The following is a 14,679-nucleotide window of genomic DNA, read 5'->3' as shown; positions in this document are numbered from 1 at the left end:
CGCGTGGGTTCCGATTTCCGAGCCTGGATCCGAGGGATCGCCCGCAAAGAGCCCGATCCGAAGATGGCGGGCTCGGATTGGGGGGCACGGCGCGAGGCGCGTTCCGCTTGGCTCCGATCGGCGGCGTTTTTCATACTGTTGCTGAACCTCGGAGCGGTCGAGAACTTGATATGGCTGAACTCTGCCGTCGTTTTCGGTTACGGCGCAGCGTCGGCCATCGGGATCCTGGCGGTCGCGCTTCGCCGGGTACCGACATGGTTCCCAAACCTGTACGCCGCGATCGACGCGGCGCTGGTACTATCGCTGTTCCACGCGCATGCTTTCTCCGCGACCGAGCCGCTGAACCACCGACTGACCGCGCCGATTTTGGCAATCGGATTCCTTCTGCTTGCTCAGGTCTCGCTGCGGCTACGCCCGCAACTGGTACTGATCTTTTCCGGAGTCGTGGTGGTCGGCTGGCTCGCCGTTCTCGCAGCAACCGTGGCACTGTCCTTGCGGATGGGTTCGACGACATCCCACGACTGGCGTTTGCTCGCCGAAGAGGCTGCGCTTGCGACGGCGTTCGGCTTCGCCGCGTTCGTCAGCTTCCTCTTGACCCGCGATCACAACGCGCAAGTGCGGACCGCCATTGAAGTCGAGCGCCGCCGGGGCCGTCTGGCGCGGTTCTTCTCGCCGGCTATCGTCGCAGAGCTGCAGAACGCGGCGGCGTTGCCCGCGCTTACACTGCGCGATGCGGCGATTATGTTCGTCGATCTGCGCGGCTTCACGCGCTTGAGCGAGAGCACCCGGCCCGAGGAGCTCGCTGGGCTCCTATCGGAGTATCGAACCATCGTTTCCAGCGCGATCTTCGCGCATGGCGGAACGGTCGATAAGTTCATCGGCGACGGCGTAATGGCGGTTTTCGGCTTTCCCCGTCCGGCGCCGGACGACCGGCAGCGCGCGATCGCATGTGCCGTGGAGACAGCGACGATGCTGACTGCATGGCACGAGGAGCGCGCGCGCGCCGGACTTCCGGCGCCTCGGTTTGGGATCGGTATCCACGCCGGGGAAGTTTTCGGCGGCGTACTTTCAGGTGGCTGCCATGACGAGTTCACCGTATTCGGCGACGCCGTGAACGTGGCCGAGCGACTCGAAGGGATGAGCAAAATGTTGGATGCGACTGTAGTGGCTTCGGAGCGCGTCTTCGCCGCGCTTGACGGCCTGCCGCCGGTCGCTTGGCGAACCCGGTCGACCAGCCTGCCCGGTCGCGACGGTACGCTTGAAATCGCCTATTTGCCGCGGGAGACGGAGCGCGACGCGTCGCCCTGCGATCAAACAGCACGAGCGCGATTCGGAACGCCACGCCGGGCGAGCCGAAAGGAGATCGATTGCCCCTGAGCGACCGGCGAAAGCCGGGCGTCGAGAATGAGAACCGTGAGCATAAGCGGCAGATAGGCTCAGCCCCAGCGTACGGCCAAGTTAAGCCACACGCCGAAATCCGCGTGGGTAATTCCAACGACGATGGCGACGAGCCATACGAATACAAAAGCGATTATCACGTTCAGTGCATCGCCGCCGGTGCAATAGGCGACCGCCGAGGATGGCCGATCCGGGTGTAGCGGATTTGATACCCACAAGATTGGCGGGTCACCCTCGTCCCCTCGGGCGAGGGCGTTGCCTACCTTCAAGGGCCTGAACAACTACCGTATTCAGTAATTGCCGATGATCAGCGGAACAAGCTAGCGAATCTTTATGTTCGTCGAAACGCGGTGCGGCTCGGGTGTCCGCGCGGCGTTGGGCCATCAAGCTGCAAGAGGACGTTCCATCTTCGGGCCTTTTGTAAATTGGCGCTTCGCACACTACGTTGACGATTACTCCCATCCGCTCGGCATGGGTAAAGTCGATAGCTAGCTGGTTAGCGGCGCGTTCATCGATCGACTTTTCGAGCCGTGTGTGTTCTCGTTGTCCAGATGGCGCCGCTCGAAAAATTCGGATATCAGCGAGCATATGAAGCTATGCCTTCAGCCCGGTTCTGTCGATCGCCAACGGCGACTGCATAAAAACTGTTTCGGCGTCGCGGCTGTGAAGGTCCGCGCCTCCGGCGAAGCGGCCCCCGTATTCCGGTTCTTTTTGAGCGTCCCGACGCGATGCTTCGACAAGCAGACGCCTACGGTGCCGCGAAACTCGCTGAAGTCAATATGCGGCTAACCGGTAATGAAAAGTTTCAATCAAGCAACTTTTGGAAATTCTAGAAAACCATCCCAGCGATATATTCGCTGCGCATTGATCCTGCAAGTTGGAAAAGATAAGAGCATGGCCGTCGATCACTTTGTCCACTCCAATCGAGGCAGTCAGACGGCCCCCCCTCTTGGCGCGGAGCCTAGGGCTGTGCTCCACGACGGCCAGCATTCGGGCACGGAGGTGCGCGCCGACGTCAGCGTTGCCGGCGAAGGTCTGGAAGGTCTGGATCGAGTGAGAGGAACGGATTCGGCTCAGCCGAGCCGCAAAGCCGTTCCGACGCTTTCCGTGGTAGTGCCGATGCACGACGAGGAAGCGGTTGTTCGACTGACGCACCGGGCCTTGATCGACGCTCTCGGCGCCAGCCCTTTCTTTGCCCTCGAAGTAGTCTACGTCGACGACGGCAGCCGCGACCGGACCGGCGAGATTCTGTTAACCCTGGCCGCCGACGAGCCGCGCGCGAAGGTGGTCAGCCTCTCGCGAAACTTCGGCCATCAACAAGCGATCTCCGCTGGGCTAGTCCACGCGTCAGGCGACGTGGTCGCGGTGATGGACGGCGACCTTCAGGATCCGCCTGAAGTCGTCGTGTTGATGCTCGACCGCTGGCGCGCCGGCTACGACGTGGTCTACGGCGTCCGCGCCGGGCGCAAGGAATCACTGCTTCATCGCACCGCTTATGCCGCATTTTACCGGTTGTTCAAATTCATAGCCAGTATCGACATGCCGCTCGACTCCGGCGATTTCGCCCTAATGGACCGCAGCGTCGTCGATGTGCTCAACGCGCTCCCCGAAAAGACCCGCTTCGTACGGGGGCTTCGTGCTTGGGCTGGTTTCCGACATTCCGGTCTGGTCTACGAGCGCCAAGCGCGCGCCGCCGGCGAAACGAAGTATCCGATTTGGAAGCTCTTCAAGCTGGCGCTTGACGGAATAGTCGGATTCTCCCGCGTCCCGCTGAGGATCGTTCTTGGCCTCGGCTTGATCTCGTCCATTGGAGCCATCGCTGCTTTCGCCCTGCTGCTGACGCAGCGGGCGTTCGGGTTCGATATCTGGGGTTGGGATCACCAGGATATCTCAGAGTATTTCTTGGTTGCGATACTTTTGCTCCTGTCCGGCGGCGTGCAATTGGCCGCGATAGGTGTACTAGGCGAGTATATCGGTCGCATCCATCAAGAGGCGACGAATCGGCCGGGTTTTGTTGTCCGCATGGTGTTTCAGGCGAACCGGGATCGCGCGCAGACGCGGTCGCGTTCTTGATCACCGAGGGAGAACGGCGTCAAACAAACTGATCTTTGGTCACTAGTTTGCACAAGCGCGGCCGCACAACCGCACGTTCTCGCAATCCCCTCATATCGGCACTGGGCTGCCCCGGGTTTGGGAGACACCGAGATAGGTGTCAGACTGAACCTGGTGGGGCGATATGGAACAGAGTAGGACGTTCACGCGGGAGTTCAAGCTTGAGGCCGTTCGGCTGGTGAAGGAGCGCGGTGTATGGGTCGCGCAAGCGTGCCGGGATCTCGACATCCACGAGAACGTGCTGCGCAAGTGGATGCGCCAGCAGACCGCCGATCCGCAGCATTCGTTCCCGGGCCACGGGCAGATGAAGCCCGAACAGCAGGAGATCGCGCGGCTGCGCCGCGAGGTGATCCGACTGAAGGCCGAGCGGGACATTCTAAAAAAAGCCGCGGCCTTCTTCGCGAAGGAGTCGACGTGAAGTTCGGCTTCGTGGCGAAGCACCGAGGGATATGGCCGGTGCGCTGGATGTGCGAGGCGCTCGGTGTCTCGCGGGCGGGCTTCTACGCCTCGCTGACGCGGCCGCCGAGCGATCGTGCCGTCCATAACGGGGCGTTGGCCCAGGCGATCCGGTCGAGCTTCCTGGCGAGCGATCGCACCTACGGGTCGCGTCGCGTCTGGCGTGACGTGCTGGCTGCCGGGCTGGATTGCGGGCGTCAGCGTATCGAGCGTCTGATGCGCAGCCTTGCGCTGCGGGCCCGCCCGCGTCGGCGTCGTCTACCGGTCGATATGGGGATACGGCCGACGACGCATCTTCCCGCCAACGCCCTTGATCGCGACTTCCGCGCCGACCGGCCGAATGCGAAGTGGGTCGCAGCTGATGATGGCGATCTGGCGAAGGGGCCGGCCGAGGTCGGTGCTGCATCACTAGGATCGCGGCAGCCAGTACGGCAGCGAAGCGTTCCAGCGGTTGCTGGCGGATCAGAGCATCGTCCGTTCGATGAGCCGGGCGGGCAACGTCTGGGACAACGCCGCGATGGAGAGCTTCTACAACCCGCACCGCCGTCACTCGACGATCGGCTACGAGAGTCCGATGGCGTTCGAGGCTAAGATGCGATTAGCTTAACCGCGTGTCCACCAAACCCGGGGCATCCCAAGTATCGTCACCTTCCGAGATTGCTCTTCTCATTTGGCTTGGCAATAGAGGGCTTGAAAATTGGCCTATATAATAATATTTTTGATAAATTATCTGTTGTTCAGATTGTTTGATGGGAATAACTTTGAGCGAAGGGGAGCAACATCGAGTCGGTGCAACGTTCGAGGTAGTTGACGATCTACTTTGGCAAGCAGTCTCAGGTCGTCTGCCGCTATTGCCCACCTTAACGATTGAGCGCTCGGGTATGATTGGGCCATTGGTAGAACTCGCCATCGCCTATATATCCATGCCTAATGCCTACCGCAGCGTTACAATCGAACCGCCAATTTTCAACCAAGCCGTAAGCGCCCTCTCCAAAGGCGAGATCAGCGGCGCCGGCATACACGATCGTGCGGGCGTGTTCCCACTCAGTCGATATGATCCGTCCATAAGTGCCGACAACGCGCTCTGGAACCAATGGACCAAACACGCCGAGAATGCCGCCGTTGTTGTCGATCTACCAAGAACTTTAGTCGTTGGCCTGATTGGTGCCATCGGTGAGCTTCAGGACAATGTTTTCGAACACAGTGGCCAACCCGTCAGCGGACTTCTCGCTTACGGCGCCAGTAGCGGTACCTTCGAATTCGTCGTCGCCGATGCCGGGCACGGCGTACTCTCGAGCCTTCGCGAGAACCAAGAATTTGCGCACCTCACCGATTCTGGTGCAGCACTGCGTGTCGCGATTTCAGATGGTGCGTCACGTTACGCACGTAACACGGGCCATGGCTACGGCGTCGGCCAATTATTTCGTGCCCTCGCCAATCACTCTGCCGAATTGCGGTTTCGTAGCGGCGACCATGCACTGCGACTGTGGGGTGATACCCCGAGCCTCACCGGCCAGGTCGAGCTCACGCAGAGAGCTTGGCTCGGCGGCCTTGTCGTTAGCGTGCGCTGTACGCCTGGGCTTAGCAGGCAGGGACAGTGAAACCGCGATCTTATGACGCGGCGCCTCATATGAGGCACGTACCAGACTCACATTGTGCGCAAAGAGATCGTCAAGCGGTGCACCGATAGGCGTCTCGAATTTCCCCCATTTCAGCCGGCCTGCCTCAGTCAAATAAGCTCGGCGTCGACGGATCGTGCGTGCAAACGCCTCTGTCTCTATCAAGCTCACCCGTGCGAAATGACGCCGCAAGATATCGAGCTTTCGGCCGCCTCCCCGAATAATGATGGCCAATGGGCGCTCAACACGATCGGCTAGCGCACAGAGTTGCGATATATGCCAATCGATACGGCCGCCCCAACCGCAACCAGTCGCGAACTCGAAAGCGAGAATTTCGATTTCCGGTCGCTCGCAAATTAATTCGCTCCAGCGGACATAATCATGCTCTGTTCGCCCGTTCACATGTAGCGCTGACGACAATCCTGCGGCGGACATCTCAGTCCAAGCGAGCAGGATCCGCTTCATGGCGCAGAGATTGTCCGTACGGGGCAAGTCAGTCAGAACACTGTAGTTAGGTACGGTGATTAGGGTGACGTCAAGATTTCTCAACGCCTCAAGGATCGGCAATCGCCCTTTCAATTCCCACCAACGTTCGATTGGCTTATCCTTATCGACGCCACTGACCACAATTCGCGAATCAGCGGAAATGAGAAAGCGTTCCGCCAGTTCAGCGCATGAACCGACATGAACCTTGCCAGTCGCCATGTTGACCAGCTCATACAACGAAATGGCGACCACAGGCTCATTTAAGATCGTGGTGCGACCATAACGGTGATCAACGAACGGTACGACAAGTGGAACTTCAGGCATACCGTTCGCAGTCGTCCGCGGCGCATTTTCAAAACCGAGTCCTTTGATCTCGCGCATACGCGCTACGTACTTACTCGGATTGAACCGACAAACCATATCGCACTTGCTTTTGTCGGCACAGGAGCAAAGGTCTTGGCAGTCGAGGACGCCAGCATCGGTGTGAACTCCACCGCAGTGGTGACGCTCAAGGCAAGTCGAACACCCCAACGACATCACGTGATGCGCAGCATCGTCCCATAAACGCTGCGGCTGTTGAAACTGACGCGATGGCTCGTGAGGAGGCCGACGATTCATTTGACCATTATCTCCGCAGTATCACCGAACAACCCGACGCGCTGAAGCTCACCTTCAGCGTAGCCGCCGCTTTCCCGGACGGTAGCCGACATTTCTGACGTCGGATTCTCGACACACCCGATCGACCGCAAGCCATCACTGATGATCAGGCCCTCGGCCGTACTCTGGACGATCAGCTTGTCGCCAGCCTTCACTCGCGCGGTGGGATTGAGCTTTGCCGTCACCACGCGCGACGTCTCGGACATCGTGAGATCAAAAAGCGTTGGCATCTTCAACCGATCGAGACCGCCGTCCCAGCGCTTGCGCCACGACTTGCCCGTCTGGGCCCGAATGTAGTCGAGCCCCATTAGGCAATCTCCAAAAGTGGGCTGAAGGATTTAGTTTTGCCTTGCCGCCGTTCAATCAACAGGCCTTTGTTTGCAAGCGTGGAAAGTCTGTTATTCCAGGCAGTCGGACCAATGTTCAGGCTGGCAAAGCGTGTAGCGAGTTCAGGGGCGGAGATAGCTCCAACTTCACAGATGGCATCGAACGTGGCGCGCTGAGCGGGCTCTAGTTCGCCGATTAGGTAAGCAACAAGAACCTTACCCTTCGTGTCGAGGTCACAGGCCAAGAGAGCGTCATTTCGGGTTCGGACAAAAAAATTCGAGTTCCTCAACAACAGCAACTGGCAGATTGGCAGCGACTGGATAAACGTTCGGTAACGCCTGCCGGGCGAAGTCGCGGAACCCAATGACAGACTCACGCAGAAAGGAAGACGTCGCAACCTCAACACCGGTGAAGTCGAGGAATGCCAACGCAGGCGTGGTGGCTATCGGCGTTGCGGCGATTAAGGCACTCAAGAGCTGTCGCCCCGAGATCGCACCGGAAAGAACCGCTTGGCCGCCTGTCAGGTCTAGTATTTGATGCCGCAATTCACTATCCTCACCTAAATATAGTGAGGACAGTGAATTGCGGCATCATAATTCAAGGCCTTTTTGTGCCGCATGAGGCGACCGGCTTCTGCTGTACACTTCCTTTAAATGCGCGCGATTGTAAAAATAATACATACACTTTAAATTGAAATTCTAAAAGGAAACTGCCACTGGAACCACCGATGGCTTTTGTTACCTCGGCATATGGCCGGGCAGCCGATATCCCAAATCCACCAAGCCGAGCGGGGCTACTGACCAACCCAGCCCGGGTTTTCTAAACAAGGTCGAGAACGGGTCAGCTCTTGCGATTAGCGCGCTAGAGCGCTGGACTTCCCTTGTGGGACTTCTTGTGGGACTTTCCGCGTCTGTTCACGGCTTGCGGCGTCCTTTGGGCGATTTCGGATGATTAGAAATCAAAGCGTTAGCCCACGACGTCCGGACTCCGAAGCTGAAGGTCGCGCGTTCGAGTCGCGCCGGGCGCGCCATTCCCCTCTCCCCGCTTAAATCGAAATTCACGCCGGTTCCATCCCGTGGCGAATGTAAACCTCGCGCACGGCGGGGGCGCGCAACGCCGCGATGAAGCCGGCCGCCGCTTGGCTGTCGGCGGCGGCGGCGGCGACACCCGCCGCGAAGTTCGTGACCGACTGCAACGCCGGCGATAGCGGCCCGACGATGTCGATCCCGGGCAAGCCTTGCAGCTCGCTCAATTGCTGGAAGCCGATTTCGGCCGCACCGTCGGCGACGAGCTTGCCCACCGGTACGCCGGGCGGCGCCTTCACCAAGCGCGCTTCGATCGCCGCGAAAATCTCCCAGCGTTTGAACAGTGCCACGATGTGATCGCCGCTGGGGCCGGTCGAATAGGCGATAGCGCGTGCGCCCAGCAACGCGCGCTTGGCTGAATCGTCGCTCGAGAGATCGGGTTTCGCAGGCCCAGCTTTGACGGCGGCGGCCAAGGCCGAGCGCGCGATATCGACGATGCTGTCGGCGCGCACGGAACCGCCGCGCGCCAATTTCGCCAACGCGCCGGAAGCGAGCACGACGATATCGACCGCTTCGCCGCTTTCCACGCGCTTGGCGGCATCCACACCGCCCATCGAATTGACGTCGATCTTCCGGCCCGACGCGGCGGCGTGCGATGCTGAGATCTCGGCCAAAATATGCCGAGTCGCCATCGATGAAATACAGATCAACTTTTGTGCCATCGGCCGCCGCCTTTACGCTTGGTCGAGGACCAAGGTAAAGCGCGGCGATCCGATCGCCAAGCGGGCTTAGGCCGCCTTCGCGGCCGTCGTGCCGACCCACGCCGCGATCGCGGACTTCGCGGCGGCCAGCGCCGCGTCGCGCGCTTCCGGCCCGAAGGCGAGCTTTTCCGCGCGCACGAAGGTCACGTCGGTGATGCCGAGGAAGCCGAGCACCGTGCGCAGATACGGCTCTTGCGAATCCATCGGCTTCGCCGGGCCTTCGCTATACATGCCGGCGCGCGATTCGATCACGAGGGCGCGCTTGCCGGTCAGCAAGCCCTTGGGGCCCGCTTCCGAGTAGCTGAACGTGACGCCCGCGCGCGCGATGTGGTCGATCCACGTCTTAAGCGACGACGAAATGCCGAAATTGTACATCGGCGAGCCGATCACGATCAGATCGGCTTCCTTGATTTCGGCCACAACGGCGTCGGACAGGGCGCGCGCCGCCTTCTGCGCGTCGTTGGCGGGCTCGGCGCCGCGGATCGCGGCGGTCGAATCTTCGGTCAGATGCGGCAGCGGATTGGCCCCCAGATCGCGCGACACGATCTTGGCGCCGGCGGCGCGCAATTGCGCCACGGCTTCGGCCACGAGGCCGCTGGAAACCGAGGCCTGGCCGGTGGAAGCGCTGGTGAGGGCGAGAACGGTCGTCATCGGAAGCTCCTTGCTACGATTTTCGAAGGCCCCTTGGCGGGGCCCTCTGGCGAATGGCTCGGAAGCAAGGTAGTGATGCCGTTAGAGGAACAGTATCCCTGTTTTAAGCAGCACTCTGTTTACCTAAAAGGAACAATTCGATGATCGAAATCGCGGATATGCGCTGTTTCGTCGAGGTTTTGGAGAGTGGCGGCTTCAACCGCGCCGCCGCGAAACTGGGCCTGTCCAAATCGATCGTCAGCCGCCGAATCGCGCGCATCGAACGCGAGCTGGGGGCAAGGCTGCTGAGCCGCACAACGCGCGGCATGAGCCCGACCGAAACGGGGGCCGATTTCAAGGCGCGCTGCGAGCGCATCCTTGCCGAGCTCGACGCCGCGCACGAAGCGGCCGCCCAGCATGGCGGCGGCTTGACCGGGCGTTTGCGCATCGCCGCCCCGCTGGTGTTCGGCGTGCGGCATATCACACCGGTGCTCAGCGAGTTCGCCAAGCGCCATCCGAAACTGGAGATCGACGTCGCGTATAGCGACCGCGTGGTCGATCTGATCGGCGACGGCTACGACGCCGCGATCCGCATCGGCACGATCCGCGACACGAGTCTGATCGCGCGGCGCTTGGCGCCCGCGCGCGCCGCGATCGTGGCGAGCCCCGCTTATCTCGCCGAACATGGCACGCCCAAAGTTCCCGCCGATCTCGCCAAGCACGAATGCCTGATCTACACCAGCAGCACCGTGCCCGACTGGCATTTCCGCGCGGGCAAGCGGACGATCGCGATCCGGCCCGCCGGCCGTTTGCGCAGCGACAGCGGGGCCGCGATTCTGGAATGGGCGCTGGCGGGCTTGGGCATCGCCGCTTTGCCGACCTTCATCGCCGGCGATCAAATCCATGCGGGCGCGCTGGTGCCGCTGCTGATGGATTTTCCCACGCCCGAATTCGCGGTGCATATCGTGCGCCCGCCGGGCGCCAACGCTTCGGCCAAGCTACGCTTGCTGATCGAAGCATTGGTCGAACGTTTCGGCGGCGAGCCTTATTGGGATCGTTGCTTGATGGCCCAGCGCGACGCGCCTTAGCGCTTGGCGCTTTGCCAGGGGATCAAGCGCGTTTCGACGAAACGCACGAGTTCGTAGAAGCCCCAGCCGGTCAGCGACAAAATCACGATCACGCCGATCACGGCGGGGGAATCGCTGCTCTCCTGCCCCGCCGTCAGCAGATAGCCAAGGCCGCGATTGGCGCCCATCATCTCCGCCACCACGGCGGCGGTCACGGCTTGCGTGGTCGCCACGCGCAAACCCGCGACGATCGGCGGCACGGCGAAGGGCAGATCGATGCGCGTCAAACGTTGCCACGCCGTGAGGCCGACGATCTGCGCCAGATCGCGATAGGCTTTGGCGATGTAGCGAAAGCCGGTCAAGGCACCGGTCATCGCGGGAAAGAACGTCACGATCGCGACCAGCACGATCTTGGGGCCGGGCCCCAGGCCCAGCCACAAGATCAGCAGCGGCGCGATCGCAATCTTGGGCGCCGTCTGTACCAGCAAGATGATCGGCGTGAACAAACGTTCAAGGCGCGGCAGCCGCGCGAAGGCCGCACCCGTGAAGATGCCCAGCACCGCGCCGATGACGAAGCCGCCGAGAATTTGCCCCAGCGTCGTCGTCGTGTGGCGCCAGAGTTCGGCGTTGATCGCCAGGAACACGAGGCGGTCGATGACCGCGCCCGGGCTCGGCAGCAAAAACGCCGGAATCGAGAAGCCCCAAACCGCGCCCCACCACAGCAGGACGAAGCCGGCCAGCGACAGCAAGGCGCGGATCGGGGCGTTCATCGATCGATCAGCCGCGGATCGATTTGGGCTGCACGACCAGATCGTCCGCCTTGAAGCCCTTGTCGATCAGCTTGGCGTCGGCCATCGCGTCGATCGCACCCTGCCATGCGGCGATGTCGGCGGCCCCCAGACCGTTCGCCTTGGTCGTGGCCGATTGCCAGACCGACGCGATGAAGGTCTCGTTGAAGGCGCGCGTCAGGATCGCTTCCTGGCCGGCCCAAGTCGGCGCGTATTTGCCGATGGCGATCTTCAGCGCTTCGTCGACATTGCCGCCGATCACCCAGGCGAAGCTTTCGTCGATCGCATCGACGAAGGCGCGCGCGACCGCGCCCTTCGACGCGAGCAAGCGATCCGACGTCACGACCACATTGCCGAAGGACGGCAGGAAGTCGTTCGACAGGATCAGATGCGTCGGGAATTTATCGGCTTCGAGATTGTACTTGCGCAGTTCCGAGAACACGATCGCGTCGACCTGACCCGCCTGCAACGACTGCACGATAGCGCCGGTGGCGACGACTTCGACCTTCACGTCTTCGATGCGCAGTCCCGCCTTCTTCAGACCCGCTTGGAGCTGAAGGTAGTTGGGGCTGCCCAGCGCCGTGACGGCGACGGTCTTGCCCTTCAAATCGGCATAGGTCTTGATCTTCCCATCGGCCTTGGTCAGCAACGCGCCGATCCCGCGCTGATAGGTGGTGTGGATCACCTTCACCGGCAGGCCGTTCGCCTTGGCCGCGATCACCGAATCGCCGTTCGGGAAGCCGAAATCGACATTGCCGGCGGCGACGTTGCGCATGATGTCGGAACCCGACGCGTAGATGACGTTGAGCTCCAGATTGCGCTTGGCGAAGAAGCCCTTCTCGATGCCGGCATAGATCGGCGCGTAGAACGGCACGGCGGCCCCGTCGATCTGCAAGGTGACGGCCGTTTTGGCTTGCGCGCGGGCGAGACCCGGCACGAAAGCCGACGCGGCGGCGGCGGCGAGGATTTGGCGGCGATTTATCATGGGGAGACTCCCTTCGAGGTGGACGACATAAGATCGAGGGCCGCACGCAGCGCGATGCGCACGACGGCTTCTTGGGCGGGTTCGTAATCTTCGAGCCAGCGATCGGTGGTGCGATCGCCATGCACGGCAAGGATGGCGCCGGCCTGAAGCCCCAGCGCCGCACCGACCGTCAAAATCGTTTCGGTTTCCATATCGCAGCCCACCGCACCTTGGGCCGCAAACTTCGCGATCGGATCGTCGTCGGGCGACGGGCCGGCGGCGTCGCCGAACAGCGGACGCCCTTGGCCGCGATAATAGGAATCGGTCGTCGCGACGCGGCCCACACGATGCGCCGTGCCGTCGTTTTGCGCGGCGTTGGCAAGGGCGGCGACGATCTGCGGCGATGCGTTCACGGGGCCTTTCGCGCCATAAACGCGCGCGGCCCCGGTATCGCCGATCGCGTCGTTGACGATCAACATGCCGCCCAACGGCAAGCCGGGCGCGATGGCGCCCATGCCGCCGATGCGGATCGCGATCTTGGCGCCGAGATTGGCAAGTTCGACCAATGCGATCTCGGTCGACGGGCCGCCGATCCCGGTCGAGCAAAGCGTGACGCCGATGCCCTCGACGGTCGCGCTCGCCATCCGATACTCGCGCCGTTGCCCCAGATCGCGGGCATTCGGCAGCAGCTTGGCGGCGAGACCGACACGCGCGGGATCGCCCGGCAGCAGAACGATGGGACCGACATCGCCCGGCGCGCAAGGCAAATGCGGCGGCTTGCCGTCCTTCCACGGAAACGCGGCGCGGCGCTGGTTCGTCTTGTCGTTCATTGCTTCCACCGCAACAGGCGCCGTTCGGCGGCTTCGAGCGACACATGCACCGCGATGCCCAGCGCCACGGTCAGCAGCACCGCCGCGAACAGCAGCGGCGTTTTGTAGGTGGCAGATGCAAATGTCATCAAATGGCCGAGACCGAGCTTGCCAGACATCCACTCGCCCAGGATCGCGCCGACCACGGCTTGGACGGCGCCGATGCGCAGGCCGATGAAAATCTCCGGCAGCGCCATCGGCAATTCAACGCGCATCAAACGCTGCCAGGTCGTCAGCTTCAAGATGCGCGCGAGTTCCAGCGCGTTCTGCGGCACGCCGCGCAAGCCCACGATCGTCGCGACCAGCACGGGAAACAGCACCAGCGAGACGATCAGCACGATCTTCGACGTCGTGCCGAAGCCGAACCAGATGACGAACAACGGGGCGAGCGCGATCTTGGGGGCGGTTTGCAGCAGCAGGATCGGCCCGTCGAGCCAGCGTTCCAGCGTGGGCGATTTCGCCAGCACGAAGCCGAGCGAAAATCCCGCCAACGCGCCCAATACCAAACCGAACACGACATTGCCGAAGGTGAAACCCAGATCGCGCCACAAGGCGCCCGAGATCGCGAGATCGGCCAGCGCCCCGCCCACGGCGCCGGGGGCGGGCAACATATAGGCCGGCGCGTCCGTCGCCGTGACATAGACCTGCCACGCGATGACGATCGCGATGATCCCGGCGAGGTGATCGACGATCGGCGGCACGCGGCGCGGGGCCGATGGAACGGCGGCGGTTTCGCTCATTTGAGTTCCCGCCGGAACGTCGCCATGAATTGATGGAAGCGCGGATCGAGCTTCGTCGCCTCGCCGCGCGGATGCGGCAGATCGACATCGTGGATCGCGCGCACCCGACCGGGACGCGCGCTCATCACCACCACGCGATCCGACAGATACGCCGCTTCCTCGACCGAATGGGTGACGAAGACAATCGTCTTTTTCGTCGCGCGCCAGATCTGGAGCAATTCGTCGTTCATCCGGTCGCGCGTCAGCAGATCGAGCGCGCCGAACGGCTCGTCCATCAGCAGGATCGGCGGATCGTAGGACAGCGCACGCGCGATCGCGGCGCGCTGGCGCATGCCGCCCGAAAGCTGGTGCGGCAGCGCGTCTTCGAAACCTTGCAGGCCGACCATCTTGATCAGGCGATGGGCGGTCGCGTCGGCCTGGTCGCGCGCCACGCCGCCGGTATCGAGCGGAAAACGGATATTCGCGAGGGTCGAGAGCCAGGGCAGGAGGACCGGCTCCTGAAACACGAAGCCGATCGGCCGCGCCACGCCCGTCGCGGCGATGGTCAACTTGCCGTCGCTGGGCGTTTCGAGGCCTGCGATGATCCGCAGCAAGGTGGATTTGCCGCAACCCGACGGGCCGACGATCGACAGGAACTGCCCGGCGGGAATCGTCAAATCCACCGGGGTCAGCGCGTCGACCGGCTCGCCCTTGGGCCCGACGAACCTTTTCGACACGGCTTCAATTGTAATCATACCGCCGTCCAAGCAAATGAACGGCCAGTTATAGGGGAAGTGGGGC

General features: G+C 62.0%; 13 protein-coding genes and 2 pseudogenes. 4 read left to right on the top strand and 11 right to left on the bottom strand.

All coding sequences use genetic code 11. The features are described 5' to 3' along the window. The first annotated feature begins 3 nt into the window (after window positions 1-3). The 3 genes and pseudogenes from J0H39_19410 (at window position 4) to J0H39_19400 (ending at window position 4,573) form a co-directional block, all read left to right on the top strand. A complete protein-coding gene (locus J0H39_19410; protein ID MBN9498926.1) occupies window positions 4-1,377 on the top strand; it encodes an adenylate/guanylate cyclase domain-containing protein in 1,374 nt (457 codons plus the stop codon). 990 nt (window positions 1,378-2,367) lie between these two features. Then, window positions 2,368-3,471 (top strand): glycosyltransferase family 2 protein, encoded by a 1,104-nt coding sequence (locus tag J0H39_19405; protein MBN9498925.1) that lies wholly within the window; start codon window positions 2,368-2,370, stop codon window positions 3,469-3,471. 163 nt (window positions 3,472-3,634) lie between these two features. Continuing rightward, window positions 3,635-4,573: pseudogene (locus J0H39_19400) on the top strand (IS3 family transposase). A gap of 538 nt (window positions 4,574-5,111) precedes the next feature. Here the strand turns inward: J0H39_19400 and J0H39_19395 are convergent. The 6 genes and pseudogenes from J0H39_19395 to J0H39_19370 all read right to left on the bottom strand — a co-directional run bounded on the left by J0H39_19395 (window position 5,112) and on the right by J0H39_19370 (window position 9,492). Beyond that, complete coding sequence (locus J0H39_19395) at window positions 5,112-5,249, bottom strand: hypothetical protein (protein MBN9498924.1); 138 nt, start codon at window positions 5,247-5,249, stop codon at window positions 5,112-5,114. Between the two features lie 135 nt (window positions 5,250-5,384). Continuing rightward, on the bottom strand, window positions 5,385-6,491 hold the full coding sequence (locus J0H39_19390; GenBank protein ID MBN9498923.1) for a hypothetical protein: 1,107 nt from the start codon (window positions 6,489-6,491) through the stop codon (window positions 5,385-5,387). Window positions 6,492-6,685: 194 nt separating this feature from the next. Beyond that, window positions 6,686-7,036, bottom strand: coding sequence for a hypothetical protein (locus J0H39_19385; protein MBN9498922.1), 351 nt, complete (start codon window positions 7,034-7,036; stop codon window positions 6,686-6,688). Beyond that, a pseudogene (locus J0H39_19380) lies at window positions 7,036-7,579 on the bottom strand (hypothetical protein). The gene J0H39_19385 and the pseudogene J0H39_19380 overlap by 1 nt, the downstream one beginning before the upstream one ends. Before the next feature lie 533 nt (window positions 7,580-8,112). Continuing rightward, window positions 8,113-8,802: a substrate-binding domain-containing protein gene (locus tag J0H39_19375; GenBank protein MBN9498921.1), complete on the bottom strand. Its 690-nt coding sequence runs from the start codon at window positions 8,800-8,802 to the stop codon at window positions 8,113-8,115. Window positions 8,803-8,868: 66 nt separating this feature from the next. Next, window positions 8,869-9,492, bottom strand: coding sequence for an FMN-dependent NADH-azoreductase (locus J0H39_19370; GenBank protein ID MBN9498920.1), 624 nt, complete (start codon window positions 9,490-9,492; stop codon window positions 8,869-8,871). Window positions 9,493-9,632: 140 nt separating this feature from the next. Here J0H39_19370 and J0H39_19365 point away from each other — a divergent pair, with 140 nt between their 5' ends. Further along, a complete protein-coding gene (locus J0H39_19365) occupies window positions 9,633-10,559 on the top strand; it encodes a LysR family transcriptional regulator (GenBank protein MBN9498919.1) in 927 nt (308 codons plus the stop codon). Here the strand turns inward: J0H39_19365 and J0H39_19360 are convergent. The 5 genes from J0H39_19360 to J0H39_19340 are packed head-to-tail and all read right to left on the bottom strand — an operon-like array spanning window position 10,556 to window position 14,633. Further along, a complete protein-coding gene (locus J0H39_19360; protein MBN9498918.1) occupies window positions 10,556-11,308 on the bottom strand; it encodes an ABC transporter permease in 753 nt (250 codons plus the stop codon). The two genes, J0H39_19365 and J0H39_19360, sit on opposite strands and share 4 nt — an antisense overlap. Window positions 11,309-11,315: 7 nt before the next feature. Next, a complete protein-coding gene (locus J0H39_19355) occupies window positions 11,316-12,311 on the bottom strand; it encodes an ABC transporter substrate-binding protein (protein MBN9498917.1) in 996 nt (331 codons plus the stop codon). Continuing rightward, complete coding sequence (locus J0H39_19350) at window positions 12,308-13,120, bottom strand: nucleoside phosphorylase (protein MBN9498916.1); 813 nt, start codon at window positions 13,118-13,120, stop codon at window positions 12,308-12,310. The genes J0H39_19355 and J0H39_19350 overlap by 4 nt, the downstream gene beginning before the upstream one ends. Next, window positions 13,117-13,899: an ABC transporter permease gene (locus J0H39_19345; GenBank protein MBN9498915.1), complete on the bottom strand. Its 783-nt coding sequence runs from the start codon at window positions 13,897-13,899 to the stop codon at window positions 13,117-13,119. Before J0H39_19345 ends, J0H39_19350 begins: the two co-directional genes overlap by 4 nt. Further along, a complete protein-coding gene (locus J0H39_19340) occupies window positions 13,896-14,633 on the bottom strand; it encodes an ABC transporter ATP-binding protein (GenBank protein MBN9498914.1) in 738 nt (245 codons plus the stop codon). The genes J0H39_19345 and J0H39_19340 overlap by 4 nt, the downstream gene beginning before the upstream one ends. Window positions 14,634-14,679: the final 46 nt, after the last annotated feature.

The sequence above is a fragment of the Alphaproteobacteria bacterium genome (genome assembly GCA_017308135.1).
Classification (GTDB): Bacteria; Pseudomonadota; Alphaproteobacteria; order CACIAM-22H2; family CACIAM-22H2; genus Tagaea.
This window is presented reverse-complemented; position numbering and strand designations above follow the sequence as displayed.

Bases quoted from the DNA above. Each gene is read 5' to 3' on its own strand.
- J0H39_19355 (MBN9498917.1), bottom strand. From the start codon at position 12,311: ATGATAAATCGCCGCCAAATCCTCGCCGCCGCCGCCGCGTCGGCTTTC.
- J0H39_19365 (MBN9498919.1), top strand. From the start codon at position 9,633: ATGATCGAAATCGCGGATATGCGCTGTTTCGTCGAGGTTTTGGAGAGT.
- J0H39_19375 (MBN9498921.1), bottom strand. From the start codon at position 8,802: ATGGCACAAAAGTTGATCTGTATTTCATCGATGGCGACTCGGCATATT.
- J0H39_19390 (MBN9498923.1), bottom strand. From the start codon at position 6,491: ATGGTTTGTCGGTTCAATCCGAGTAAGTACGTAGCGCGTATGCGCGAG.
- J0H39_19345 (MBN9498915.1), bottom strand. From the start codon at position 13,899: ATGAGCGAAACCGCCGCCGTTCCATCGGCCCCGCGCCGCGTGCCGCCG.
- J0H39_19350 (MBN9498916.1), bottom strand. From the start codon at position 13,120: ATGAACGACAAGACGAACCAGCGCCGCGCCGCGTTTCCGTGGAAGGAC.
- J0H39_19370 (MBN9498920.1), bottom strand. From the start codon at position 9,492: ATGACGACCGTTCTCGCCCTCACCAGCGCTTCCACCGGCCAGGCCTCG.
- J0H39_19385 (MBN9498922.1), bottom strand. From the start codon at position 7,036: ATGGGGCTCGACTACATTCGGGCCCAGACGGGCAAGTCGTGGCGCAAG.
- J0H39_19340 (MBN9498914.1), bottom strand. From the start codon at position 14,633: ATGATTACAATTGAAGCCGTGTCGAAAAGGTTCGTCGGGCCCAAGGGC.
- J0H39_19360 (MBN9498918.1), bottom strand. From the start codon at position 11,308: ATGAACGCCCCGATCCGCGCCTTGCTGTCGCTGGCCGGCTTCGTCCTG.